Raw genomic sequence first — 23,572 nt, 5'->3', positions numbered from 1 at the left:
CTCTGCCTCTCTCTCAAGTTCGTAATGTTGACGCCGCTCTTACCGCGCGGGCGGCATAGTCGGCAAGCATAACGGTTAGTCTTTCGAAGGATCAGGCCCAGTCTTGGCCGAGATCCGCGCGTGCCCGGCCGATCCAATGCTCGCGCAGCCAATCGCAGGGTTTGGAATGGCGGATCAGGCTGCCGTTGTAGCCCTCCAGCGCCTCGGACATCTTCGGGTGGCCATGGAAGCAGACCACGCGGGCCTCTTCCGGCAGGCGCGGCGCATGCAGCCAATTGCCCGGAAAGGGATTGCAGTCATACTTGAAGGACACAACCCAAGGCTCTGGGATATATGTGAAAACATCGCGATCCATCGCCTTGTGCGAGGTATAGCGCTGCTCTGATCCACGGGCCTTTTCGACCTCTGCATAGGCGTCTTTGCCAAGGTCTTCATACAGGAACCCATGCTGCGCCGGATCGAAGCGGAACACCGAGCCATGCCCGGTGGGCCGCCCTTTGCGCTTCTCGGTCCAATCGTGGCGCATGGCGATGGTGCCGGGCGCGAGATCGTGAATTTCGCCCAGCGGGCCGGTGATCACGACGTCGAGATCAAAGCCCAGAACCGGCCCTTCCAGATCGGGAACAAGTCCGGGCCGGAACAGCGAGACCTTGCGCATCGCGCCCTGCCGGTTGGCGACGGCCAGCGCGGCGGCCATGGGCTCGGCGAAAGGTTCGACCGGCAGGTCGATGATCTCGATATCGGGGTGCAGCCCCTCGGCGTGTTCGGTCATGCAAAAGAAGCGCACCGGGCGATCCATATGCCGCCGCACGCCGGAATACAGCCGGTTGACGTATTCCGGCCCAAAGGCGGTGCCCCATTTGATGCAGAAGATATTGGCGCGCATGGTGCCCTCCGAACGGTCTTTCCCGCGCTTTATCGCAAGGCGCGGGAAAGTGCCAACCTTTCGAGGAAAAACCGCCCGCGGCGGCGCGCTAGTGCCCTTCGACCTTATGCCGGATACGGTGGATCCCCAGCCAGACCAGCACCACCACCGGCAGCACCGACATCGCGGTCAGCATGCCCTTCGAGATGCCCACCGCATCGGCGACGGGATAAAGCAGATAGCCCACCAGCGAGACCGCGTAGTAAGAGATCGCGACCACCGAGAGCCCCTCGACCGTGGTCTGCAGCTGCAACTGCTGGTCGGCGCGCTTGTCCATGCTGGCCAAGATCTCTTGGTTCTGGGCCGAGCGTTTGACCTCCACACTCGTCCGCAGAAGCTCGGCGGCGCGCATGGCGCGGGCCGACATATCCGAGAGCTGCTTTTCGCTGCTTTTCACCGTGCGCATGGCAGGATCGAAGCGCCGCGCCATGAACTCACGGAAGGTCTGCCGCCCCTCGAACCGCTCTTCGCGCAGTACCGCGATGCGCTGGCCCACCAATGCCTCATAGGCCGCCGTGGCCGAGAGGCGGAAAGCGCTCTGCGCCGCCACGGTCTCTAGCTCGGAAGACACCCGCAGCAGCGCGCGCAGCGTGTCCTCTTCGGGGGTGTCGCCATGGGTCATCTGGGTCGACAGCCGCGTCAGATCCTCGTCGATGCGGATCAGGTCCGAGCGGATGGCGGTGACACGGGTAAACCCGAGCATTGCCATGGTCTTATACACCTCGATCTCGCAGATCCGCTGCACCACGCGGCCCACCCGCCGTTCTCCGACACCGGGACTGACGAAGATGCCAAAGCGCTGATGCCCGGCCGGGTCGATGCGGAAATCGCCGCCCACCACCAGCGCATCGTCCAGCATCCGGCTGACCGCCACGCTGTCGGCGACGAACCAATCGCTGAAGACGTCGTTCATCTGGTTGGGATCGGCGGGACGCGGCGCGATGCGGATCATCGCCGAGGTCATCCGCACGCCGGGGGCTTTCTCGAGCCAATCCTCGGGGAAAATGCCAAAGTCGCGCGGATCAAAGGGCGTGTCGCCCAGCCCCGGCAGAAAGGCGGTGTAGGTGACGAACTCGGTGTGCAGTTCCCATTTGATCTCGGCCTTGCCGATCTTGCCCGAGTAATGCTTGGCGTCGGGCTGCGGATGCTGCGCGCCGTGACGATCAAGCAGGTCGATGAGATGCGCCAGATCCGCGCTGCGATCGCGCGAGGCGGCATCGCTGGGCCGTTTGATTGCCAGATAGATGGCGCGGCAGGGCGCCTCTAGCGCCGGGAACGGCCTTGCGTGCAACTCATTGGCAAGCTGATAGCGCAGCGGGTGGTCTTGGATCGGCGGCATAGTGCAGGCTCCGGGAGTCTTTTTCCCGACAGTAGCCAGACACCCCGCGAAGTAAAGAAATTACGCAAGCGTTTTCAGTATATTAGCGGAATACCTTTGTATACCGCACGAAGCACCGGCACCCTGCGATGCCGGTGCGCGGGTTCAGCCCGCGATGCGCACCAGATGATTGTCCCACGCCACCTCAGCACGGCGCAGCGCCCTCGGGGCGTCTCCGCGCAGTTCGATGAGCCCGCCAAGCCCGTCGCTGGCGATATAGCCGCCCTCATGCGTGGCGAGACCGCAGACATCTGTCCGCGACACCGCGCCAAGAAAAGCGCCCGCCTCCGAGAACCGGTGGATGCGCCCGCCGCGCGGCGAGGTGATGGCGATCTCTTGCCCGTCTCCCGAAAAGGCAACGCTGCCCGCGTAGCCGTTCATCGCCAGTTCGTCGGCCAGCGGTGCCTCACAAAGCACCGGTGCCTCACCGCGGCGGTGCAGCCCCAGAAGCGGCGTCGCCGCCCCCGGCTCGCCCTGCCATTGCATGCAGAATCCCACCAGCCCATCGCCGCGCAGCGCAAGATGGCGGATGGAGTTCTGGTGCAGGTCCTCCTCCAGTTCGACCATCTCCAGCAGCGTGCCATTCAAGCTGACATACGACAGGTTCGGCTTCATGCTGTCGATGTTAAGCTTGGTGCGGTCCCATGCATCGGTCTGAATGCCGCCATTGGCCACCACAAGGCTCTGCCCGTCCGGCATCAGGCGCATCTCATGCGGACCAAGACCGTGCGTGGGGAAATCCGAGACACGTTTGTAGCCCGCCTCGACATCCCAGATGCCGATCCGCCCGGCGCTGCCCTCGGCCTCCTGCTCGGAGGTGAAAAGCACCGTGCCATCGGCGGAAAACGCACCATGACCGTTGAAGCTATGGCCCTCGGGGGCGCTCAGCTCGTGCAGCAGCGCGCCGGTGATGCAGTCGATGACCAGCGCATAGGTGCCCGGACGGCGGGCAAAGCCCACGGCCTCGGCGCGGCTGGGATGGGCGCAGGCGGCATGGCCGCGCGCCGGCAGCGGCACACGAAAGGCCTCGGCCCCGTCGTCGCGCAGGCCGATCAGGGTGAAGCTGCCGTCGCCCTGTTTCGCGGCGGCCAGATAGGCCGGATCACCGACCGCCGCCCAGCCCGTTGCGGGCGCGGCAGAGACGGCAAGCAGGCTGGCAAGAAAGCTGCGGCGTGTGGTCATGGCGTCAGTCTCCGTCTGCGGAATTGAACCCGGCGGCGATGCCGAGCGGCGCGCCCAGTTCGGCCTCGATGGCGTCCTTCAGCGCGCGCACCTGCTGCTGGACGATCTCCACATGCAGACGCTCCGACGGATCGCCCACCTGCTGGAACGAGGGGTCCTCGACCCGGCTCGCCACTTCGCGCAATTGCTCGATGGCGGCATCGGTCACCGGCATTTCCCAATCGGCCAGCGCCTTGGCGAGCGCATAAGCGCCTTCGGCATCGCGCAGCACGTTGCGCAGGCTGCGCCCCGAGCGCCACGCCTCGGCGCGGGTCGGACGCGGGCGCTCGAAACTGCCCAAGGGACGGCCAAGGCGGGTGTCGGCGGTGAACTCCAGCCCCGAGACCACCTGCGTGAAGAGCGCGCGCATCGCCTCATCCTCGGCGAGATAGGTGGCGTTGCCCTCTTCCCCGGCGGTCAGCAGCACATTGGCAAAGCTCTCGGTCCAGCCGGTTTCCAGCGCTGCCGCCTGCCGCGCCAGATCGCGCGTCATGGTCTGCACCATCGTGCAGGCGTAGCTGCCCTGCGCATAGCCGGAAAACTCCTCGTCATAGAGCATGAACTCCAGCGGGTAGAGCCCGCGCACCGCGATCGAGGCATCGGCAAAACCGGCAGGATCGGTGCCCACCGGGTCTTCGGACGCGATGAAGCGCGACAGCGTCTTGGGGGTGAAGCCCCGGCTGTCGGGCCAGAAGGCCACCGGCAGCGCGCCGGTTTCCGACGGGCCGATGTGAATGTCGGCCAGCGCGTTCCAGCGATCAAAGGCGTGGTTCCACGGATCGCGCAGGCTTGCGGCGGTGCAATCTTGCTCAGCGGCCTCGGCCAGCGTCCCGGTGGCCTCGGCGAAGGCCTTGAAGCTGGGCAGGATCTGCTCGGAGAGCGCCTCGGGCACACCGGCGTGAAGCGGGCCACAAAGCGGACCTGCGGCCAGCACGGCACAGAGGGTCAGACGGTGTTTCATTCACAAACTCTCCAGATATCGGATCAAGGCCGCGCGGTCCGGCGGCGCCATGGACACCACCCGCGCGCGCTGCGTTTCGGCCTCGCCGCCATGCCAGAGGATCGCCTCCAGCAGGCTGCGCGCCCGTCCGTCGTGCAGGAAGGTGGTATGACCGCTCACCCGCTGGGTCAGGCCGATGCCCCAGAGCGGCGCGGTGCGCCACTCGCGCCCCGTGGCGCGGCCCTCGGGCCGGTGGTCGGCCAGCCCCTCGCCCATGTCGTGCAGCAGCATGTCCGAATAGGGCCAGATCAGCTGAAAGCTCTGCTCGGGTTGGGCGTCGAGCCGGTGGGTGACGAATTTCGGGGTGTGGCAGGCCGGGCAGCCGGTCTCGTAAAAGACCTGCTTGCCGCGCAGCACCTGCGGATCGTCCGCATCGCGCCGCGCGGGCACGGCAAGGTTGCGGCTGTAGAAGGTGACGAGATCGAGCGCCTGCTGGTCCGCCTCGAAGCCGCCATGCGCCTCGCTATCGCCGCCGGGCGCGGCGCGGCAGACCTCCTGCGCGGCGGTGCAATCGCCCCAGACATCGGGAAAGAGCGGCGTCGAGATGCCAATGTCATGGGCAAAGGCCGAGGCCGACTGCTCGCGCAGCGTCGCCATGCCCGCCTTATGGCCAAAGCGGCCCAGCATGGCTGCGTCATATTCCTGCGACCAGACGATCGCGGCGCGGCCAGAAATGCCGTCGCCATCCGCATCCTCGGGATCGGCCAGCGCGAGGATGTCCTCTGCCGGAATCGCCTCGAGCAAGCCAAGCCCGATCATCTGGGGGGCCACGCGCGGGCTGAGCATCGCGCCTTTCGCCAGCGGGCCATAGGCGAGGTCTTCGGCGGCATAGCTGGGCGCGCGCAGCGCGGCGGTCTCGCCGCCCGAGAGCGGCACCTCAAACTCTTCATAGGTGACCGAGAACCGCGCCTCGGCGCCCTGCCCGACCGTGCCGAAATCCTGTATCTGCGTGCCGTAGACCGGATCGGGGGCCGTGGCGATCCACTCTTCGATGGCGGGCATCTCCGCCTCGGGCGCGGCAGGCACCGAGACCCGCAAGAAGATCGACACCGCGCCGTCATTCGGGCCCGCGGGCGGATGGCCCCGCCCGTCCTTCAGATGGCAGTTCTGGCAGCCGCGCGCGTTGTAGAGCGGCCCCAGCCCGTCCGAAGCCAGCGTCGACGAGGGCGAGGAGACCCAGAGCTTGCGGAACAGCCCATTGCCGACCTTGAAGTCGAGCTCGCGGTCGAACTCCATATTGCCCGAAGGCTGCGAGAAGGCATCGGCGTTGCGCCGGACGCGCACGGTGGCGGCACCGCCGGGCAGATCCTCGAACTGCTCGGGCGCGCTGAAATCCTGCGGCAGAGCCGTCACGGCGGCGATACGGGCGGCCTCGGCTTCCGTGCGGGCAATGATGTTGAGGTGCAGATCGCGCAGATCCGGCCCGGAGGCGGCAGCGACGGCAGATGCGCCGCCCAGAAGGGCGGCGCAGAGCACGAGGTTACTCGGCTTCATCCATCGGCATGGCGTTGATGACCGCATAGCGTTCGGCACCGACCCGGTCGTAGAGTTCCAGTTGCGTCTCGAGAAAGTCGATATGACCTTCTTCGTCGGTCATCAGTTCCTCGAACAGGTTCTTGCTCACATAGTCGCCCACCGACTCGCAATGCTCGCGGGCTTCTTTGTAGAGCGCCCGTGCCTCATGCTCGGCAGCGAGGTCGCATTCAAGGGTTTCTTTCGGATCCTGACCGATCCGCAGCGGGTCGAGCTTCTGCAGATTCGGGTGCCCGCCGAGGAAGATGATCCGGGTGATCAGCTTGTCGGCGTGGTTCATCTCTTCGATGCTTTCCTCGCGGCTTTTCTTGGCCATGTGACCAAGGCCCCAGTCTTCTTGCAGCCGGTAGTGCAGCCAATACTGGCTGACCGCCGTCAGCTCAGACCGGAGTGCCTTGTTGAGATACTCGATGACCTTTTCGTCGCCCTTCATATCCGTCTTCCTGTGTTTGCGCGCGACGCCGGAGGCCGCGCAGGTGCATGGGTACCTCCAGATTGTCGTTGCATCGCATGGTTTGCAAGAAGAGCGGCATGCAACCACCGCAATCGGCAGCTTTTCCGAGCGCGTGGTAGATCTTTCCGGGCGTGATGATCGTCTGCGCATCAGCTTGTCGCATCCAGTCGATCGCGGCGTGAATGTCGCGGTCAGAGATACCCATACATTGGCAGACGATCATCGTTTCGGCCTTTCTTACTGGAAGACGGCGTTGGGGTTGTCGAGGCTGTCAGAGCCTTCGAACTCGAGGTTTTCGAGCTCGAGCGCGGTGACGATACGCTCGATGGTGCGGGTCTGGTCGATGAGACCGTCGACGCCGCCCATGATCAGCGCCTCGCCCTTCTCGTTGCCGGCCTCGAGCATCTGGTCGTAGCTGAAACCGCCCTCGGCCGCGGTCTTGATCTCGCCGAGCGCCACCATGGTCGCGTCGAGCTTGGCTTTCATCTCGGTGTCGAGGTCACCCGAAGTTTCGGCCACCAGATCGCTCAGCGACGGGCCCGAGACGACCGAGCCGTCCACCCGCTCGTACTGGCCGAGATAGACGTTCTGGACGCCCTTGCCGTCGTAGAAATGCGAGTTGTGGGTGTTGTCCGAGAAGCAATCATGCTCTTCCTCGGGATCGTTGAGCATCAGGCCAAGGCGCATACGCTCGCCCGCCTGCTCGCCGTAGGAGAGCGAGCCCATGCCGGTCAGCATCATGACGATGCCCTGATCGGCATTCTCCGACACCGCCTCGCGCGCGGCGCCGCCCTCGGCCCAGTTGGCAGCCATTTCTTCGAGGTCGGACACCAGCAGGTCGGTCGCGGCGGTCAGATAATCCGCGCGGCGGTCGCAGTTGCCGCCGGTGCAGGCGTCGCCGGTGACGTAATCGGTATAGGGGCGCTCACCCGCGCCATGCTCGGTGCCGTTGAGGTCCTGTCCCCAGAGCAGGAACTCGATGGCGTGATAGCCGCGCGCCACATTGGTTTCGATGCCGTCGGCCTCGTTCAGCGTGTCGGCGATCAGCTCGGGGGTGATCTCCGACGCGTCCACTTCGGCACCTGCCAGTTCCAGCGTCGAATTGGCGATGACGTTGGATGCGGCAAAGGGATTCTCGTCGGTGGCACCGCCGTAGGTCTCGTCGACGTAGTCGATCAGACCCTCGTCGAGCGGCCATGCGTTCACCTTGCCTTCCCAGTCATCCACGATCGGGTTGCCGAAACGGAACACTTCGGTCTGCTGGTAGGGGTTGCGCGCGGCGAGCCATGCGTCGCGGGCGGCGGCCAGCGTCTCTTCCGACGGCTCGGCCACCAGCGCGGCGACCGCCTCTTGCAGCGCCTTGGCGGTGGTCAGGCTGTCCTCATAGCCGGCCTGCGCGATGTCGGCGTAGGTGGACACCACCTCGGCCTTATCGGTGGCGGCCAGCGCCGGTGCGGCGATGGTCAGCGCAAGTACAGATGTCGTAAGAAGCTTCATCGTGGATTTTTCCCTCGTTGGCTGGTTGTTTTTAATGCGGCTTGCGGGGGTGGATCACTTGGTCAGGATCAGTTTGCCGGCCTTGGTGATGCGCAGCGTGTAGACCTGCCCATCAAGCTCGATCTCGGCCAGATTCCCGGCATCCGTCAATTGGCGCGCGTCGTGGCGCGGAATTGCCGGCTGGGCGGCGTTGGCTTTGAACCTGTCGATCATCATGGTGTCACTCCTCGTTCGGTATGGGCCGTGTCCGCATCCCGGAACGTCTCGATCCGGTCGATGAGCGCCTCGAAAGCCCCATCAATCGGCCAGAGACCGCAAAAGACCATGTCCAACAGTTCTGCCCGCATGCCGCGCGCCGATACTGCCTCGGAGGTGCCGATGTCGCTGTGCATTCTGGAATCCTCGTCCCTGCGTTCCCGGTATCGGCTTCCCCGCAGGATCCGCGGAGTGGCTGGCTTGCGGTCAAAACTGAGCAAATGAATTGGATTTGTCAATCCGACAAATTCCGTCAGATTTCACAAACCCGCGCAACACCGTGCGGATTCCCGCCCTGTTCGCGTTGCGTTCGCTGTGCAGATGCGCGATCACTTGCGCAAAGGGGAGACAATGGCCGAATTCCGCTTCATCCACAGCTCGGACCTTCACTTGGGCCGGCGCTTCGCCGCCATGCCCGAAGAGATCCGCCCGCATCTCGCCGAGGCCCGCCACGGCGCCATCGCCCGTCTGGCCGAGGCCGCCCGCGCGCATGGCGCGGCGCATGTCCTGCTCGCCGGGGATGTCTTCGACACGCCCACGCCCAGCCCGCGGGTTCTGGTGCAGGCGCTCAACGCTTTCGGGGCCGAAGAGGCGCTGACGTGGTGGGTTCTGCCCGGCAACCACGACAGCCTCGGCGCCGAGGCGCTCTGGGCCGAGGTCGCCGCCCGCGCTCCGGCAAATCTGCGGCTGCTCGACCGCGCCGAGCCGGTAGAGATGGCCGCCGGGGTCTGGCTGCTGCCCGCGCCGCTGCCGCGCAAGTTTCCGGGCTATGATCTGACCGGCTGGATGACCGGCGCCGAGACGCCCGAGGGCGCGCTGCGCATCGGGCTTGCCCATGGCGCCGTGCGCAGCTTCGACGAAGAGGATGCGCGGGTCGATGAGGTGATCCCGCCCGACCGGGCCGAGACGGCGCGGCTCGACTATCTCGCGCTTGGCGACTGGCACGGGCAGATGTCGCTGGGCCCGCGCACATGGTACGCGGGCACGCCCGAGCGTGACGGCTTTCGCCACGCAGGGCGCGGCGCCTGTCTTGCGGTCACCCTGCCCGGCCCCGGTGCGGCACCACAGGTCGCTGCCGTCGACACCGGGCTTTACCATTGGGCCGACACCGAGCTGAGCCTGCTGCCCGGCCAAGACGCCGCCGAGGCCCTGACCGAAGCGCTGCCCGAGGGCCGCGCGCGCCGCCGCGATCATCTGCTGCGCCTGCGCGCCACCGGCCGCACCACGCTCGCCGGACGCGCCGCGCTCGAGGGTGCTGCGGCGCAGGTGAGCCCCGACTTCGGCTATTTCGAACTCGACACCTCCGGCCTCGGCACCGAACACGAGCTGTCGGATCTCGACGCCATCGACCGCGCCGGGGCGCTGCGCATCGCCGCCGAGCGCCTCGCCGAGGCTGCCGAAGACACCGCCACCACCGAGCGCGATCGGCAGGTCGCCAGCGCCGCGCTCAACCGGCTTTACGGGCTCTTGCAGGAGGGTGAGGCATGAAGCTGCGCTCGGTCACGCTTTGCGACATCCGCCGCTTTTCCCGCCCGGTCACGCTGCAGGGCTTTGGTCCGGGGCTCAACGTGCTTTCGGCCCCCAATGAGGACGGCAAGTCGACGCTGTTCGACGCGCTGCAGGCGCTGTTCTTCGTGCCCCACCGCAGCCGCGCCAAAGAGGTCACCGCGCTGCGCCCCCATGCGGGCGGCGCGCCCACGGTGTCGGCGGAGATCGAGCGCGACGGCACGGTCTTCCGCCTCACCAAACGCTGGTTCTCGCGCGCCATGGCCGAGGTCCATGAGGGTGCCAAGCTGATCGCCAAGGGCGAGGCCGCCGAGGAATGGATCGCTGCGCTCACCGAGGCGCCGGAACAGGGCGGCCCGGCGGGGCTGCTGTGGGTGCGGCAAGGGCTGGTGGCGCTCGATCAGGGCGAAAAGCGCGAGCAGGACAATGCGCAGCGCGCGCGCCGCGATCTTCTCGCCTCGGTCGCCGGTGAGGTCGAGGCGCTGACCGGCGGGCGCCGGATGGACCGCGCGCTGGCAGCCGCCGAGGCCGCGCTGGCCGAACTGGTCACCGCCTCGGGCAAGTCCAAGGCGGGCGGCCCGCTGAAGGCCGCAGAGGATGATCTGGCCACGCTCACCGAGCAGCAGGCCGAGCTTTCGCGCACCGCACAGGCGCTGGAAAGGGCGATCGACGAGCGGCGGCGTCTGCGCGGCGAATTGGCCGAGCTACAGGACCCCGAAGCGCAGGAGGCCCGCGAAACCCGTCTCGCCGAGGCGCGCGCCGCCTATGATGCCGCCCGCGCCCATGCCGACCGCCAGCAGCGCGCCGAAGAGCAGGTTGCCGTGCGGCAGGCGCAGCGCGACAGCGCCGCCGAGAAATCCGCCGCCCTCGCCCGCGCCCGCGCCGCCGCCACCGAGGCCGAGGCGCGTCTCAAGGCGCTGCGCGAGGAAGAAGATGTGCAGGCCGCCGCCGCGCTGACCGCGAAACAAGCATTACAAGGCGCGCGCGAGGCCCGCGAGGCCGCGCGCCAGACCTTTCAGACCGCGCAGAAGGATCAGGCGGCGGCGCAGCAGGCCGCGCTGCTTGCCCGCACCCGCGCCGACCGCGCCGCGCTGCAAAAGCGTCTGAGCGAGGCCCGGGCGCTGGCAAAGGCCGAACAGGACGCGCTGAGCGCCGCCCGTCACGGCCCGGACGACGCAGCCTTGGAGCGGCTCGAGGCCGCCGCCTCGGAACTGCGCGTCCAGCGCGAGTTGCACGCGCGCAGCGCGCCACGGCTGCGGCTCGACTACCTGCCCGGCGCGCCCGAGGTCTTGCTGGACGGCTGCCCGCTGCCCGGCGGCGAAGACCGCCCGCTGCAGGGCGACACCGCGCTTGATCTGCCGGGCCTTGGCACCCTGCATCTGAGCCCCGGCGCGGTGCAGCAAGGCGATGCGCTCGAGCGTGCCCGCGAGGCGTTCGAGGCGGCTCTGGCCGCGACCCAATGCGCCTCGCCCGAAGCCGCGCGCGCTGCCGCCCGCGCCCGGCGCAAGGCCGAGGCCAGCCTGCAAGAGACCCGCGCCGCCCTGCGCGGTGTGGCGCCCGACGGTCTGCGCGCCATCGAGGCGGCGCTGGCGGCGCTGCCTGATGAGCAAAGCGAGGGCACGGACACATCCGCCGCCCCCGATCCCGAAGCCGCCACTGCTGCGCTGCAGGCCGCCGAAGACGCGCTCGCCACCGCCGAGACAAAGCTCGAAGCGGCGCGCAGCCGCGACGAGCAGGCGCGCATGTCCGAGGTCCGCGCCCTGACCGCGCGCGAGGCCGCCGAGGCCCGGCTCGCGGATCTGCAGGCCACGCTGCCCGAGGACCCGGAAGCCGCCGCCGCGCCTCTCGCCGAAGCACTGCAGCAGGCCGAAGACGCGCTGACCGCAGCCCGCGACGCCGCCGCCGCGCTGGCCGGCGAGGCCCCGGATTTGCAGAGCGCCGAGGCGACGCTCGCCCGCGCGCAGGCGGTGCTTGATCAGGCCGCCAAGCGCCAGCGCGAACTGTCCGAGCGTCAGGCCGCGCTCGACACCGAGATCAGCCTGCGCGCCGGTGAGGGCGTCGAGGAGGAACTGGCTGCAACCGAAGAGCAACTGACCCGCGCCCGCGCCCGCGCCGAGCGCTATGGGTTCGAGCGTGACACGCTGCTGCTGTTGAAAGAAACGCTAGAGACCGCCCGCTCGGAGGCCCGCGAGCACTACTTTGAGCCGGTCACGCGCGAGCTGACACCGCTTCTGCGGCTGCTCTGGCCCGAGGCCGAACTGGTTTTCGACGAAGACAGCGCCCTGCCCCGGGCTTTGGCGCGCGACGGGCTCGAAGAGCCGATGGAGGTGCTCTCCGGCGGCACGCGCGAGCAGATCGCGCTGCTGGTGAGGCTGGCTTTCGCGCGGCTTCTGGCGCGCGGCGGGCGGCATGCGCCGGTGATCCTCGACGATGCGCTTGTCTATACCGATGACGCGCGGATCGAGCGCATGTTCGACGCGCTGCACCGGCAGTCGGGCGATCAGCAAATTCTCGTGCTCACCTGCCGCCAGCGCGCCTTCCGCGATCTTGGCGGCCAGATGCTAACCTATGCGCCCGGAGAACTGCCCGAGGAGGCGCGCTAGGCCGCGTCGCGCTGCAGCGCCGCGCGCAGGCAATCGATCTGATCTAGCCCGTAATAGCGTCTGCCGTGCAGCACATAAGTTGGCGAGCCAAAAACCCCCGCGTCGATCGCACCATCGGTCACGGCGGTGACCGCATCGCGCATCTCTTCGGCCTGTGCCTGCGCAAGGATGCGCCCGCCGGGCAGATCGGCGGCTTCGAAGGCTTCCTGCAGATCGCCCGGATCGGCGATGTTGCGGTGCTCGGCCCAGACCCCGCGCAGGCAGGCGAAGGTCACCGCGTCCTGATCGAGGCCAAGCACGCCGGCGGCCAGAATGCAGCGACAGGCGAGCCTCGGATCGGTGGGCCAGCTTGGCGGCATCGCCTCCATCCTCAGACCGCGCAGCCGCGCGAGCCGGGCCTGCTGTTCGATCCTGTAGCTGCGGCGGGCCTCGCCATGCTCATAGGGCGGCGTGACCCCGGCGGCGGCATAGACCCGCGCCATGTCGAGCGGCAGAAAGCGCACCCGCGCCCCGGAGTGCCGCGCCAGCGCCATGAGATCGTGATGCCCAAGATAGGCGTAGCCCGACATTGGCGCGAAATAATAGTCAATCACGGGCTCGGCGGGCATGGGTGGGCGCTCCTGGTTTCGGTCAGCTAGCCTGGATCAACTAGCCTGGGTCAGCTCAGAGGGGCATCCCGCGGGGCCATGGCACAAGCGCCGCATCAAGGCGCTTCGCCCAAGCGTCGCACGCGGGGGCCGATCCCTTCAATCAGGACAAATCCCGCCGATTTGGTCAACGCAGCCAAAGGGCTTGATGCGCCGCCATGCCGCGCCGCGGCGGCCACCGGCAGCTTCCCGCCAGTGGCAGAGCGCGAACGCCTGCATTATTCGCAATGTGAAGACAATCCGCCGTTCTGCGCGGTCACGCCTCGGGCGGTTCCGGCAGTTCGGCAAGCGCCGCGCGAAGATCGGCGATCCGCTCGGCCACCGGCGCGCTGTGCTGCCCGGCACGGTCCGACCACGCGCTGAACCGGTCCAGCAGCGGCAGGAAAAGCGCGATCTCCTCCGGGTCCCAATCCTTGAGAAAACTTCCCAGAACCAGAAACTTGTAGCTGCGCACCGCCGAGACGATCTCGGCGCCCGATGTGGTCAGTTCCAGCACCGTGCGGCGCGCGTCCTTCTGGCTGACCGCGCGGCGCACCAGCCCCATACGGATCAGATCCGAAGCGATGCGGCTGGCGCGCGATGGGTCGATCCGCAGCCGCGCCGCCACGGTCGATACCATTGTTTCCTCGCCGCGCGCGTCTTCGAATTCGCCCTCGGGCGCGCGCACCGCCAGCAGCACGTCAAGCTGAGCAAGATCAATCGACAGCCCCAGATCGGCCAGCGCCCGCTCGCCCAATTCGCGCTTCATCACGCGCCGCCGCCACTTCTGCAGCGCGACGTCGATGTCGATCGCCGCCTGCGCCGAGGCATCGTCGATCCCCGCGCGGCGAAGGTGATCCCTGATCCGGGCGTCTTTGTCGGGCAAGGTCAGACCCTCCGAATTACGTGCTGTTGACATGTATTTGCTCTTGTCACATATATGCCCTCGACAGCTACCAATCGCAAGGTGCCCCGCCGTGGCCGGTCCGAAGCGACCCGAGCCGGACCGGCGCGCGGCGCCTTACGTGTGTATGCCCTCTGCCTGCCCCGACTGCTGACTGCCCAGACGACTGCCTATCCAGACGACTGCCGATCCTGACCGCCGCCACCGAGGAGCCCCCGCATGACCCATCGCGCCGACCCGCTGGACAGCCCCGAGCCCATGGCCCCTGCCCGCTCCGACACCGATCCGGCGGTGATCCGGCTGGCGCTGATCGCCGTGGCCTCGACGCTGCTCTTTGCGTCGCTGGGCCAGACCATCGTATCGACCGCGATGCCGACCATGGTGGCCGATCTGGGCGGGATGGAGCATATCACATGGGTGATCACCGCCTATCTCATGGCCTCGACCATCGGCGCGCCGATCGCGGGCAAACTGTCGGATCTGTTTGGGCGCAAGGCGGTGCTGCAGACCGGCATTGGCGTCTTCCTCGTGGGCGCGGTGCTCTGCGGCTTTGCCACGAACATGGGCATGGTCATCGCCGGGCGGCTGGTGCAGGGCGCTGGGGCGGGCACGCTGATCGTCACCTCCATGGCGGTGGTCGGCGATCTGGTGCCCGCGCGCCAGCGCGGACAGGCGCAGGGCCTGATGGGCGCGGCCTTCGGCATCTCGACGGTGGTCGGCCCGCTGCTCGGCGGCTTTATCGTGCAGCACTGGTCGTGGCACTGGATTTTCTTCGTCAACTTCCCCGTCGGCGCGCTGGCCTTCGTCGTGCTGGGCATCGCCCTGCCGAGCCGCACCGACCACAGCCCCAAGCCCATCGACTATCTCGGCGCGCTGCTGCTGACCACGCTGCTGGCAAGCGCCGTGCTGATCTCCAACATGGGCGGCAGCGTGCTGGCGTGGAGCCATCCGGGCGTGCTGGCGCTGGCGGCGCTCTGTCTTGCGGCGCTGGTCGGTTTCATCGCGGTGGAGCGCCGTGCGCCCGAGCCGATCCTGCCGCTCTCGCTGTTCCGCAACAACGCCTTTCTGGTGGTCAATTCCATGGGCTTTCTTGTGGGCATGGCGATGTTCGGCACGATCACCTTCCTGCCGCTCTTCCTGCAGGTGGCCAAGGGCATCTCGCCCACCCAGTCGGGGCTTTTCCTTGTGCCGATGATGGGCGGGCTGCTGGCCGCCTCGATCGGTGCCGGGCGGGTGATGTCGAAGACCGGCCGTTACAAGGCGCTGCCGGTGGCCGCCACGGCGCTGCTGGCGCTGGCAATGCTGACGATGACGCAGGTCTCGGGCGAGACGCCGCTCTGGCGCATCGCGCTGAGCATGGTCGGCGTCGGGCTCGGCCTCGGGCCGGTGTTCAGCGTTGGCGTGGCGGCGATCCAGAACTCGATCCCGCGCAGCATGATCGGCATCGGCACCGCCAGCGCCAATATGTTCCGGCTGATCGGCGGATCGATTGGCACCGCCGCCTTTGGCGCGATCTTCGGCCTTGGGCTGGCGCGCAATCTCGACGGTGCCCTGCCCGAAGGCGCAAGCGGCGGCATCCGCAGCATGAGCGCCGAGATGATCGCAGCACTGCCGCCCGAGCAGCAGGCACAGATCATCGAGGGCTTCAGCGCCGCATTGCATCCGGTGTTCTGGATCGCCGCCTGCGGTGGTCTGCTGGCCTGCGCCATCGGCCTGATGCTGCGCGAACGCCCGCTCGAGGATTGAGCCCCGACGCAAGCGATCAGGACGCGATGTCCCGCGCCCTGTCCTCCTCCAGCAGCTCTTGCTCCTGCGGGCGCAGGGCGCCGGTGCTCTCGAGCCGCGAGCGCAAGTAGTCGGCGGCCCGCACCGGAGGGTAGACCGGCGTGCCGGTGCCGGGCAGCGCGGCGATCATGCTCTCAGGGTTCGGATCGAGGAAAAAGGCCACCGACTGCCGGCGCCGCGCGGGCGGCAGTACGCGGTGCGTGGTCGAGACATAGATGTCATTGGTCCAGCGCATCAGGCAATCGCCGATATTGACGATCAGCGCGCCCGGAAGCTGCGGCACATCCATCCAGTGCCCGCCGCGCGGCAGCACCTGCAGCCCCGGCTCGCCATCGGTGGCCAAAAGCGTCAGCGCGCCGTAATCCGTGTGCGCCGCAGCCCCATGCTCATCCGCGGCCCCGGTGCCGGGCGGGTAACTCAGCAGCCGCAGCGTCGCCATCGGCTGGGTGAAATGCGGCGCGAAGAACTCCGGCGGCTGGCCGAGATCCATGGCGATCGCCTCATGCAGTTTTATCCCCAGCGACAGCATATGGCCGTAGCAGGCCAGCATCGCCTCGCGGAAGCCCGGCAGGTCGGGCCAGAGATTGCTGCCGCGAAACGGCTCTCCGGCCAGAACGCTTGGATCATCTTCCGGCAGGTCGAGCCCGACGTTGAACGCCTCTTTACGGTCGGGACGTCCGGCGCCCCCGGCCTGCTCCGAGCCGATCCGCGCCCAGCCCCGGTTGCGCGCGTTGCCGCTGAGCGACAGCGGCGCTTTCAGCGCCTCGGGCATGTCGAAGAACGCGGCGGCGCGGTCGAAGACGGCGGGCAAAAGCTCGGGCGGCAGCGGCGGATTGGCGAGCAGGAAGAACCCATCCTCGCGGCAGGCCTGCCCCAGCGCGAAGGCAAAGCCCTCGGGATCGTCGTTCAGATCGTCATAATCGAGCACGGGGATCATCGCTGCATTCCCTCCGTGGATCGGCTCACCTGAAGGCGCGGACCAAAGGCCAGCGCGGTTCAGGCAATTCTCCACCATCCTGAAGGCTTCGCAAGCGGTTTGAGCGCCCGGCCCGTGCGCAATGGCACCGAACCGCGCATGGATGAGGGCACGAGGCCCCTCTTCAGCGTCCTTGCGCGGCCCGTCAGCCGCGCAGACGGCGCATCAGATGTGCCAAAAGCCCGTTGGGCGCGGGCAGGAAGCAGCAGATCAGCACGAAGCGCAGAGGATTGATGACCATCATGGCGTAATGTCCCCGGAATGCAGCAGCGCCGGCGCGACCCTCGTGCCGGTCGCGGTAAATCTGCCGCCTCGCCATCACGGATTCGTGACGCCGCCATGACGTTGCAATGACGCCGGGGGTTGGGGCCAAAAGCCTTCGAAGGCTTTTGCAACGTCCTTCGAAGGACGTTGGCCCGGCCCCGGCGCTCAGCTTTTTATAAGGATCGCGCGGAAATCATTCACATTGGTGCCCGTCGGCCCCGGCACAAAAAGGTCGCCCAAGAGATCGAAGGCCCCCCAAGCGTCGTTGCGCGACAGCGCGGCCATGGCATCGCCGCCCGCCGCGCGCAGCCGCGCCGCGCTGCTGCCATCGGCGAAGGCGCCAGCGTTGTCCTCGCTGCCATCGATTCCGTCGGTGTCCGCAGCCAGCGCGTGGATCCCCGGCAGACCGTCGATCGCATGGGCAAAGGACAGCAGAAACTCGGTGTTGCGCCCGCCGCGTCCGCCGCTGCCGCGCAGGGTGACCGTGGTCTCACCGCCCGAGAGCATTACCACCGGCGCGGTGAAGGGCCGCCCGTGCAGCACCACCTCGCGCGCCATCGCCGCATGCACCCGGCCCACGTCGCGCGCCTCGCCCTCCATCGCGTCCGACAGGATCACCGCCGGCACGCCCTCGGCTTCGGCCCGGGCCGCCGCCGCCTCGAGCGACAGCCGCGCCGAGGCCACCACATGCACCTCGTTGCGGGCGAAACAGGCGTCCTCGGGTTTTGGCGCCGCCGCGGCGGGGCTGCGGATATGCGCAAGGATGTTCTCGGGCAGCGCGATGTTCCACGCCTCGATCATCGCCAGCGCCGCCGCCGCATCCACCGCGTCGGGCACGGTCGGTCCCGAGGCCACCTGCGCCGGATCATCCCCCGGCACGTCCGAGACGATCAGGCTGACCACTTTCGCCGGTGCGCAGGCCGCCGCGAGCCGCCCGCCCTTGATGCCGCTGGCGTGTTTGCGAATGGCGTTCATCACGCCGATCGGCGCGCCCGACGCCAGCAGCGCACGGTTGAGCGCCTGCTCGTCCTCCAGCGTTAGCCCGTCGGGCGGCGACGGCAGCAGCGCCGAGCCTCCGCCGCAGACCAGCGCCACCACCAGATCCTTTTCGGTGAGCCCCTCGACCGCCTTGAACAGCGCCGCGCTGGCCTCGAGCCCCGCCGCGTCGGGCACCGGGTGCGAGGCCTCCATCACCTTGAGCTGCGCGCAGGGCGCGGCATAGCCGTAGCGGGTGACGATGACGCCCTCGAGCGGCCCGTCCCAGAGCGCCTCGAACGCCTGCGCCAGTTGTGCCGCCCCTTTGCCGAGGCCGATCACCACCGTGCGCCCCTCGGGCTTTGCGGGCAATGCCGTGCGCAGCGCCTGTTCCGGGTCCGCTGCCGCGACAGCAGCCTCGAACAGGCCCCTGAGAAAGCGCGTCTCTTCGTTCATTCCGGGCTCCTCCGCCGTGTCGTGTCTGTCTCGGGCCAGGCGCTGATCCGCACCGCATGCGCCCGAGGCTCTCCTCCCTCCGGCAGCGACAGATCCGCCTCTACCGCCGCTATGGCGCCGCCTGCGGCGCGCACGTGATCCTGCACCGCCCCAAGCGCGGAGACCAGAGCCTCCTGCGCGCCGGTGTCCAGCCCCAGTTCCTGCCCCAGATCGCGCCGCGCCCGCGGCGACAGCGGCAAAAGCGCACTCACCCGGCCCCCGCCGGGGCGCGACAGCCGCAGCAGATAGCCAAACGACGGGCCGGAACGCAGATCCAGCGTCACCGCCGCGCCGGTCTTATCCCCCGCCTGCGCCGCCCCCACACCCAGCACCGCCCGCGCTTCGGGGCCATCCACGGTGACCGGCGCCTCTTCGCCCGGGCGCGGCATGAGCGGCGGCTCACCGCCGGGCCGCAGCGTGCCGATCTCGATCACCGCATGCAGCGCCTCAAGCGCCGGTTTGAGCCCGGCCAGCGGGATCACCCCGTCCTGCATCAGCGCCTCGGAGCGGCTGCGGGTCATCTCGGCCCGGTTCAGCGCCAGCAGCGCCAGCGGCATGCCGATGCGCTGCCGCGCCTGCGCCGCCGCGAGCCCGGCCCGGCCCCAAACGCCGCCTGCGCCCCGCGCACCGCTGCGCACCACCGCCAGCGACAGCACCGCCTCGCCGGTCATCATCTCGGCAAACACCCGCGCCAGCCGCCCATCCTCGCTGTTCAGCAGCCCGGCGCAATCGAGCGGGTTGGACGCGGCCACCCCCGCCTGCAGATCGCGCGAGAGCGCCTCGCGCTGCAGATCGCTCAGCGCGGCAAAGCGCAGCCCGCTGCGCCGCCCGACGGCGTCGATCTGCGCCGCCAGCCCGGGCGCACAGGCCATGGCCGAAAGCGCATTCGCGGGCAGCGGGCCCACCATATGCAGGATCCACAGCGCCTCGACCAAAGCCTTCGGGCCGCCCACATGCGCCGCCCCGGCGCGCCGCAGCAGCGCCTTGCGGCCCGGTCCCAGCCCGGTGCTGAGAAAGATCAGCGCCTTGCCGTGCTGCTGCGCGATACGGCCAAGATCCACCAGCGCCGCCGGATCGCCAAGGGTCTCGGTCTGCACCGCCAGCGCGGTCACCCGCTCGTCGGCCAGAAGCCGCGGCGCAAGGTTGTGCAGCGCGGTCGTGCCGCCGCCCGAGAGGGGCGAAACCATGGGCAAAACATAGGACAGCGGCAAGCCCCGCGCGCGCGCCAGCACCCGCTCCGCCTGCTCGGGATTGTCGCAGAGCAGCGCCACGCCCCGGCGCATCTGCGCCTGTTCTTCCGCTCCCGGCCAGAGCGCCACGCGCTCGGCGGGGACCAGCAAGCCGCCGGGAAACACCGGCAGCGGCGGTGCCTCGGGTGCGGCAGCCAGATGCGGGCAGACGGCAGCCCCCGCCCCTTTGGCCGCCAAGTCCGCAAGGGCCGCGCCAAGCGCCCCGTCCCTCAGCGCGACAAAGGCCAGATCCGGCGCCTGCGGCAGCGCTGCGATGCCTGCAAAGCCGCGCACCCCGGCCACCGCTGCGCTCGCGTCCTGCGCATCCGTCGGCACCGGCCAGATCGTCCAGGGATAGCCCTGCGCGCGCAGCGCCTCGATCACCGGCGCAAGCTCTGCGACGGGGCCGATCAGCGCAATCGAGCGCGGGGCGAATATGCGGCTGTCGTGCTGGGTCATGCGGCCTTACCGGTGTCTTACTCCGCCGATTTCATATGAAAACGCAGCGGGTTGCGAGCGGAAAACGAGCGCAGGTCACAGGTTGTTCATGGGCTGCGGGCGTTTCGGTCACATCTCCGGCATAGCGCTGCCGCAAGCGCCCCGCAGGGCGCAGCCCTTAGCCGCCCGCCATGCGCGACAGATCGTAGCCGTACCATGTCAGGATCTCGCGCGCCGCCGTGCGCCGCTCGCCGGGGCGGCCAGTGCGGTCCATGATCCACACCCGTCCGCCCGCGGGATCGCCAAGGGCCGCGGTGCGGTTGTCGGCGTCGATCCAATGCACCCAAAGCGTCTCGCCCGCGACCTGCAGGCGGCCCGGCGCCTCTTCCTGCAGCGGCAGGGCGACGCCATCGATGCGCATTTCAGAGCCCGACACCTCGATCTGCGCTCCGGGCGCCATGCCCGCCCCTTCGGTCACCGTCCAGCCGCCCTGCAGCCGCTCCAGCCGCGCATCGGCCTGCGAGCCCACGGGGGCGGTCGGGTTGCGCAGGGGAATCTCCACCGGCGGCGGCGGCGCCTTGGCGGCGCAGGCCGCCACAAGCGCCAGGGCGGGCAGCGCGGCAACATTCCGTATCAGCTTTTGGATGGGCATTGCGGCACGCTCCCGAGGTTTCGAGCGCCAGCCTCTCGCAGCCTGCCCGCAGGTGCAAGCCGCGGCAGGATGCTGCGCGCGCCTCAGCCCCGGAACCCGGTGGCGACGACGAATTTCTCGGAGGAATCCGACCGGCTCGCCGGGGGCTTGACGTTGGCGACCTTGTCGAAACGCTGTTTGAGAAGTTGCTGCAGCGAACCCTCGGCCCCGCCCGCCAGCACTTTGGCGACAAAGGTGCCGCCCTCATCGAGCACGTCGAACGCCAGATAGGCCGCCGCCTCGCAAAGCGCGATGATCCGCAGGTGGTCGGTCTGCTTGTGGCCCGAGGACGACGCCGCCATGTCGGACATGACCACATCGGCCTTGCCGCCGAGCCATTCCTTCACCTTGTCGTCGGCGCCATCTTCCATGAAGTCGAGCTGGTGGATCTCGGCGCCTGCGATCGGCGTCACCTCCTGCAGGTCGACCCCCAGCACGGTGCCCACGGCCTTGCCCTTCTTCTCACCAAGCGCGTTGACCCGCGGCACCGCCACCTGGCACCAGCCGCCGGGCGCGCAGCCCAGATCGACCACCCGCGCGCCGGGCACGAGGAAGCGGTATTTCTCGTCCAGCTCGAGGATCTTGAACGCCGCCCGACCGCGATAGCCCTCGGTCTGCGCGCGTTTCACATAAGGATCGTTGAGCTGGCGCTGCAGCCAGCGGGTCGAGCTGAGCTTGCGGCCACGCGCGGATTTCACCTGGACCTTGAGGTCCCGCTGGCCGCGCCCCGATGTGTTTTTGCCGTCAGGTTTCTTCGCCATCGTCCCGCTCTTCGTCTAGATGCAAATATCCCGGGGGAGTCCGCGTCAGCGGACGGGGGCAGCGCCCCCTGCCGGAGTTTCAGCCGCCCCTATAACGGCCCGTCTTCCAGAACGCCATCCACCGACATCTGCGCATAGAGCAGCCCCTCGCGCAGCCCGCGGTCGGCCACCGACAGCCGGTCGGTGGGCCAGATGCGCAAAAGCGCCTGCAGGATCGCCGCGCCCGACATGATCAGCGCCTGCCGGTCCTGCCCGATGCGCGGATCGCGCCGCCGCCCGGCGGGCCCGAGTTCGAGGTATTTGCGGATCACCGCCTCGATCTGGTCCGAAGACATGCGCAGCCCGTCGACCTTGGTGCGATCATAACGGCGCAGCCCCAGATGCGAGGCCGCCACCGTGGTCACCGTGCCCGAGGTGCCGATGATCTGAAAACCCTCACGGCTCTGCGCGTCCTTGTAAGGCGCGAATTCCGAAAGATTTTCTTCAAAGAACCAGCTCATCAGCGCGTAGCGCGCCGCGTCGTCCTGCACGTCGTTGAACTGATCGCGCAGCGTCGCGACCCCCAGCGGCACGGAAATCCAGTCCACCACTTTGGCGGCGGGAAACGGGCTTTCGGGCGGATGGAACCCCGAGTGCAGCCGCATGATCGCGCGCGGACGGTCGCGGTGCGGTACCGACGACAGGTCGATCCACACCAGTTCCGTCGAGCCGCCGCCGATGTCCACCACCAGCAGCTGCTCGGTGCGGGTCGAGACCAGCGGCGCGCAGGAGATCACCGCCAGCCGCGCTTCTTCCTCGGGCTGGATGATCTCCATTTCGAGGCCGGTCTCGCGCTTGATCTGGCGGATGAACTCGCGCGAGTTCTTCGCCCGCCGGCAGGCCTCTGTGGCCACCAAGCGCATTCGCGACACCTCATGGCGTCGAATCTTCTGCTGGCAGACCCGCAGGGCCGCCACCGTTCGCCCCATCGAAGCACGGGACAAACGGCCGCTCCGCTCGAGCCCATGCCCAAGCTGGACGGATTTGGAAAACGAGTCGACCACATGAAACTGGCTGCCCTTGGGTTGGGCAATCAGCATGCGACAACTGTTCGTACCCAGATCCAGCGCCGCATACAGCGCATTCGGATCGGGTTTGTTCGGCGCGGGGCTCTCGACCGGTTTCGGGAAAGCGCCCGCACCTCTGGGACGCCTTGGCGCCATGTTCTGCGCCTTTCCGTATATGTAGTTGTATTCAGGATACGCGGCGCAAAGACGAGGCGCAAGAGAACCTTCCGCCCGGTTTGAACGGGTTGGGGTAGAAGGCGTTCAAATATTCGTACTCTGCCTCGAGGAAGACCCCCAGCGCCTGCAGCGTCTGCGGCTGCAGGCTTTCGGGATCGAGCGGCGCGGCGCTGCAGTTCTCGCGCGGCATCACCACACGCTCTCCGCTGCGCTTGGACAGATCGGCGGCAAGCTGCGGAAATTCGGCGGTGGTATAGACCCTGTCATATGCATCGAGGTCAGGGCCAAGGAACAGCCATGCGGGCAGCACGTGGTGCTTCACGCTCGATGCGCTGTCGCGATACGCGGCGAGGTTCTGGAAAAAGAAATCCGGGTCCGGGTCCAGCGGCAGCCCCTCCTCCGCGCGCCGCAGCCGCCGCGAATTGTGAAGCTCGCGCAGGTCGACGACGCGGTTGGTATAGACCGACAGAAGCCGCTTCAGCGGCTCGCGCACCACGCAAAAGCGCCAATGGTCCGCGACCTTCTCCCAGCGGTGCGGGCGGAAGCGGCGGGTGGGATAGATCGCGTGCCAGATGTTCACGTCGCGCTCGGCCTCGGGCGGCAGGCGCGCCCGCGGGTCGAGCTGCGCCAGCGCCGCCTTGACCGTCGAACAGCCAGCCTTCGGCAGCGCCATATAGGCGATCTTGTGGGTTTCCACCGCAATGACCATAAGGCGCCGCCCCAACTGCCGAACAAACATCGACAAGCCTACCGCCCCATCCGGCCCGCGGCAACGCGGCATCGGGTTTGGCCCGGCCCGCCTGTCGCTCAAGGCCGCTACGCGGTCGAAAACC

General features: G+C 68.2%; 22 protein-coding genes. 3 read left to right on the top strand and 19 right to left on the bottom strand.

Annotated elements, in window-relative coordinates:
* Positions 1-91: 91 nt before the first annotated feature.
* The 10 genes from ACXAD2_RS16955 to ACXAD2_RS16910 form a co-directional block, all read right to left on the bottom strand.
* Positions 92-886 (bottom strand): glycosyl transferase, encoded by a 795-nt coding sequence (locus tag ACXAD2_RS16955; RefSeq protein WP_475172123.1) that lies wholly within the window; start codon positions 884-886, stop codon positions 92-94.
* Between the two features lie 88 nt (positions 887-974).
* The gene (locus ACXAD2_RS16950) at positions 975-2,264 is read right to left on the bottom strand and encodes a DUF3422 family protein (protein ID WP_475172121.1); all 1,290 of its coding nucleotides are present in this window, start codon (positions 2,262-2,264) and stop codon (positions 975-977) included.
* A gap of 144 nt (positions 2,265-2,408) precedes the next feature.
* Positions 2,409-3,485 carry a DUF1513 domain-containing protein gene (locus ACXAD2_RS16945; protein WP_475172119.1) on the bottom strand — a complete coding sequence of 359 codons (1,077 nt, stop codon included), beginning with the start codon at positions 3,483-3,485 and terminating at the stop codon, positions 2,409-2,411.
* A 4-nt stretch (positions 3,486-3,489) separates the two neighbouring features.
* Positions 3,490-4,485 carry an imelysin family protein gene (locus ACXAD2_RS16940; RefSeq protein WP_475172118.1) on the bottom strand — a complete coding sequence of 332 codons (996 nt, stop codon included), beginning with the start codon at positions 4,483-4,485 and terminating at the stop codon, positions 3,490-3,492.
* On the bottom strand, positions 4,486-6,018 hold the full coding sequence (locus ACXAD2_RS16935) for a di-heme oxidoreductase family protein (protein ID WP_475172114.1): 1,533 nt from the start codon (positions 6,016-6,018) through the stop codon (positions 4,486-4,488).
* A complete protein-coding gene (gene bfr / locus ACXAD2_RS16930) occupies positions 6,005-6,490 on the bottom strand; it encodes a bacterioferritin (RefSeq protein ID WP_066106201.1) in 486 nt (161 codons plus the stop codon). The genes ACXAD2_RS16935 and bfr overlap by 14 nt, the downstream gene beginning before the upstream one ends.
* Positions 6,438-6,734 (bottom strand): (2Fe-2S)-binding protein, encoded by a 297-nt coding sequence (locus ACXAD2_RS16925; RefSeq protein WP_475172112.1) that lies wholly within the window; start codon positions 6,732-6,734, stop codon positions 6,438-6,440. Before ACXAD2_RS16925 ends, bfr begins: the two co-directional genes overlap by 53 nt.
* Positions 6,735-6,748: 14 nt before the next feature.
* A complete protein-coding gene (locus ACXAD2_RS16920) occupies positions 6,749-8,008 on the bottom strand; it encodes an imelysin family protein (protein WP_475172110.1) in 1,260 nt (419 codons plus the stop codon).
* Positions 8,009-8,062: 54 nt separating this feature from the next.
* Positions 8,063-8,224 (bottom strand): hemin uptake protein HemP, encoded by a 162-nt coding sequence (hemP, locus tag ACXAD2_RS16915; protein ID WP_475172109.1) that lies wholly within the window; start codon positions 8,222-8,224, stop codon positions 8,063-8,065.
* Positions 8,221-8,400 carry a hypothetical protein gene (locus ACXAD2_RS16910; RefSeq protein ID WP_475172107.1) on the bottom strand — a complete coding sequence of 60 codons (180 nt, stop codon included), beginning with the start codon at positions 8,398-8,400 and terminating at the stop codon, positions 8,221-8,223. The genes hemP and ACXAD2_RS16910 overlap by 4 nt, the downstream gene beginning before the upstream one ends.
* Positions 8,401-8,614: 214 nt before the next feature.
* Between ACXAD2_RS16910 and ACXAD2_RS16905 the strand changes: the two genes are divergently transcribed.
* Both ACXAD2_RS16905 and ACXAD2_RS16900 read left to right on the top strand, forming a co-directional pair.
* Entirely contained in the window at positions 8,615-9,751 is a 1,137-nt protein-coding gene (locus tag ACXAD2_RS16905; protein WP_475172106.1) for a metallophosphoesterase family protein, read from the top strand.
* Positions 9,748-12,372 (top strand): AAA family ATPase, encoded by a 2,625-nt coding sequence (locus tag ACXAD2_RS16900; protein WP_475172104.1) that lies wholly within the window; start codon positions 9,748-9,750, stop codon positions 12,370-12,372. The genes ACXAD2_RS16905 and ACXAD2_RS16900 overlap by 4 nt, the downstream gene beginning before the upstream one ends.
* On the opposite strand, the gene ACXAD2_RS16895 is transcribed toward ACXAD2_RS16900, so the two are convergent.
* Positions 12,369-12,980: a DsbA family protein gene (locus ACXAD2_RS16895; RefSeq protein ID WP_475172103.1), complete on the bottom strand. Its 612-nt coding sequence runs from the start codon at positions 12,978-12,980 to the stop codon at positions 12,369-12,371. The two genes, ACXAD2_RS16900 and ACXAD2_RS16895, sit on opposite strands and share 4 nt — an antisense overlap.
* A gap of 295 nt (positions 12,981-13,275) precedes the next feature.
* Positions 13,276-13,917 (bottom strand): MarR family winged helix-turn-helix transcriptional regulator, encoded by a 642-nt coding sequence (locus ACXAD2_RS16890; RefSeq protein WP_224899959.1) that lies wholly within the window; start codon positions 13,915-13,917, stop codon positions 13,276-13,278.
* A gap of 204 nt (positions 13,918-14,121) precedes the next feature.
* Here ACXAD2_RS16890 and ACXAD2_RS16885 point away from each other — a divergent pair, with 204 nt between their 5' ends.
* Complete coding sequence (locus ACXAD2_RS16885; RefSeq protein ID WP_475172099.1) at positions 14,122-15,648, top strand: MDR family MFS transporter; 1,527 nt, start codon at positions 14,122-14,124, stop codon at positions 15,646-15,648.
* Positions 15,649-15,664: 16 nt separating this feature from the next.
* On the opposite strand, the gene ACXAD2_RS16880 is transcribed toward ACXAD2_RS16885, so the two are convergent.
* From ACXAD2_RS16880 to ACXAD2_RS16850, 7 genes are all read right to left on the bottom strand, one after another.
* The gene (locus tag ACXAD2_RS16880) at positions 15,665-16,624 is read right to left on the bottom strand and encodes an isopenicillin N synthase family dioxygenase (protein ID WP_475172096.1); all 960 of its coding nucleotides are present in this window, start codon (positions 16,622-16,624) and stop codon (positions 15,665-15,667) included.
* A 468-nt stretch (positions 16,625-17,092) separates the two neighbouring features.
* Complete coding sequence (locus ACXAD2_RS16875; RefSeq protein WP_475172094.1) at positions 17,093-18,358, bottom strand: glycerate kinase type-2 family protein; 1,266 nt, start codon at positions 18,356-18,358, stop codon at positions 17,093-17,095.
* A complete protein-coding gene (locus tag ACXAD2_RS16870) occupies positions 18,355-20,085 on the bottom strand; it encodes a CoA-binding protein (RefSeq protein WP_475172092.1) in 1,731 nt (576 codons plus the stop codon). The genes ACXAD2_RS16875 and ACXAD2_RS16870 overlap by 4 nt, the downstream gene beginning before the upstream one ends.
* 157 nt (positions 20,086-20,242) lie before the next feature.
* Positions 20,243-20,716 (bottom strand): lipocalin/fatty acid-binding family protein, encoded by a 474-nt coding sequence (locus tag ACXAD2_RS16865; protein ID WP_475172091.1) that lies wholly within the window; start codon positions 20,714-20,716, stop codon positions 20,243-20,245.
* Between the two features lie 83 nt (positions 20,717-20,799).
* A complete protein-coding gene (locus tag ACXAD2_RS16860) occupies positions 20,800-21,516 on the bottom strand; it encodes an RlmE family RNA methyltransferase (protein WP_066106176.1) in 717 nt (238 codons plus the stop codon).
* 89 nt (positions 21,517-21,605) lie between these two features.
* Positions 21,606-22,718, bottom strand: coding sequence for a Ppx/GppA phosphatase family protein (locus ACXAD2_RS16855; RefSeq protein ID WP_066106173.1), 1,113 nt, complete (start codon positions 22,716-22,718; stop codon positions 21,606-21,608).
* Between the two features lie 31 nt (positions 22,719-22,749).
* Positions 22,750-23,478 carry a sulfotransferase family 2 domain-containing protein gene (locus tag ACXAD2_RS16850; RefSeq protein ID WP_475174919.1) on the bottom strand — a complete coding sequence of 243 codons (729 nt, stop codon included), beginning with the start codon at positions 23,476-23,478 and terminating at the stop codon, positions 22,750-22,752.
* Between the last annotated feature and the right edge of the window lie 94 nt (positions 23,479-23,572).

This window comes from Salipiger sp. ABN3_019 (assembly GCF_056158605.1).
Note: the sequence above shows the minus strand (reverse complement) of the source record. Positions and strands in the feature narration are given on the sequence as shown.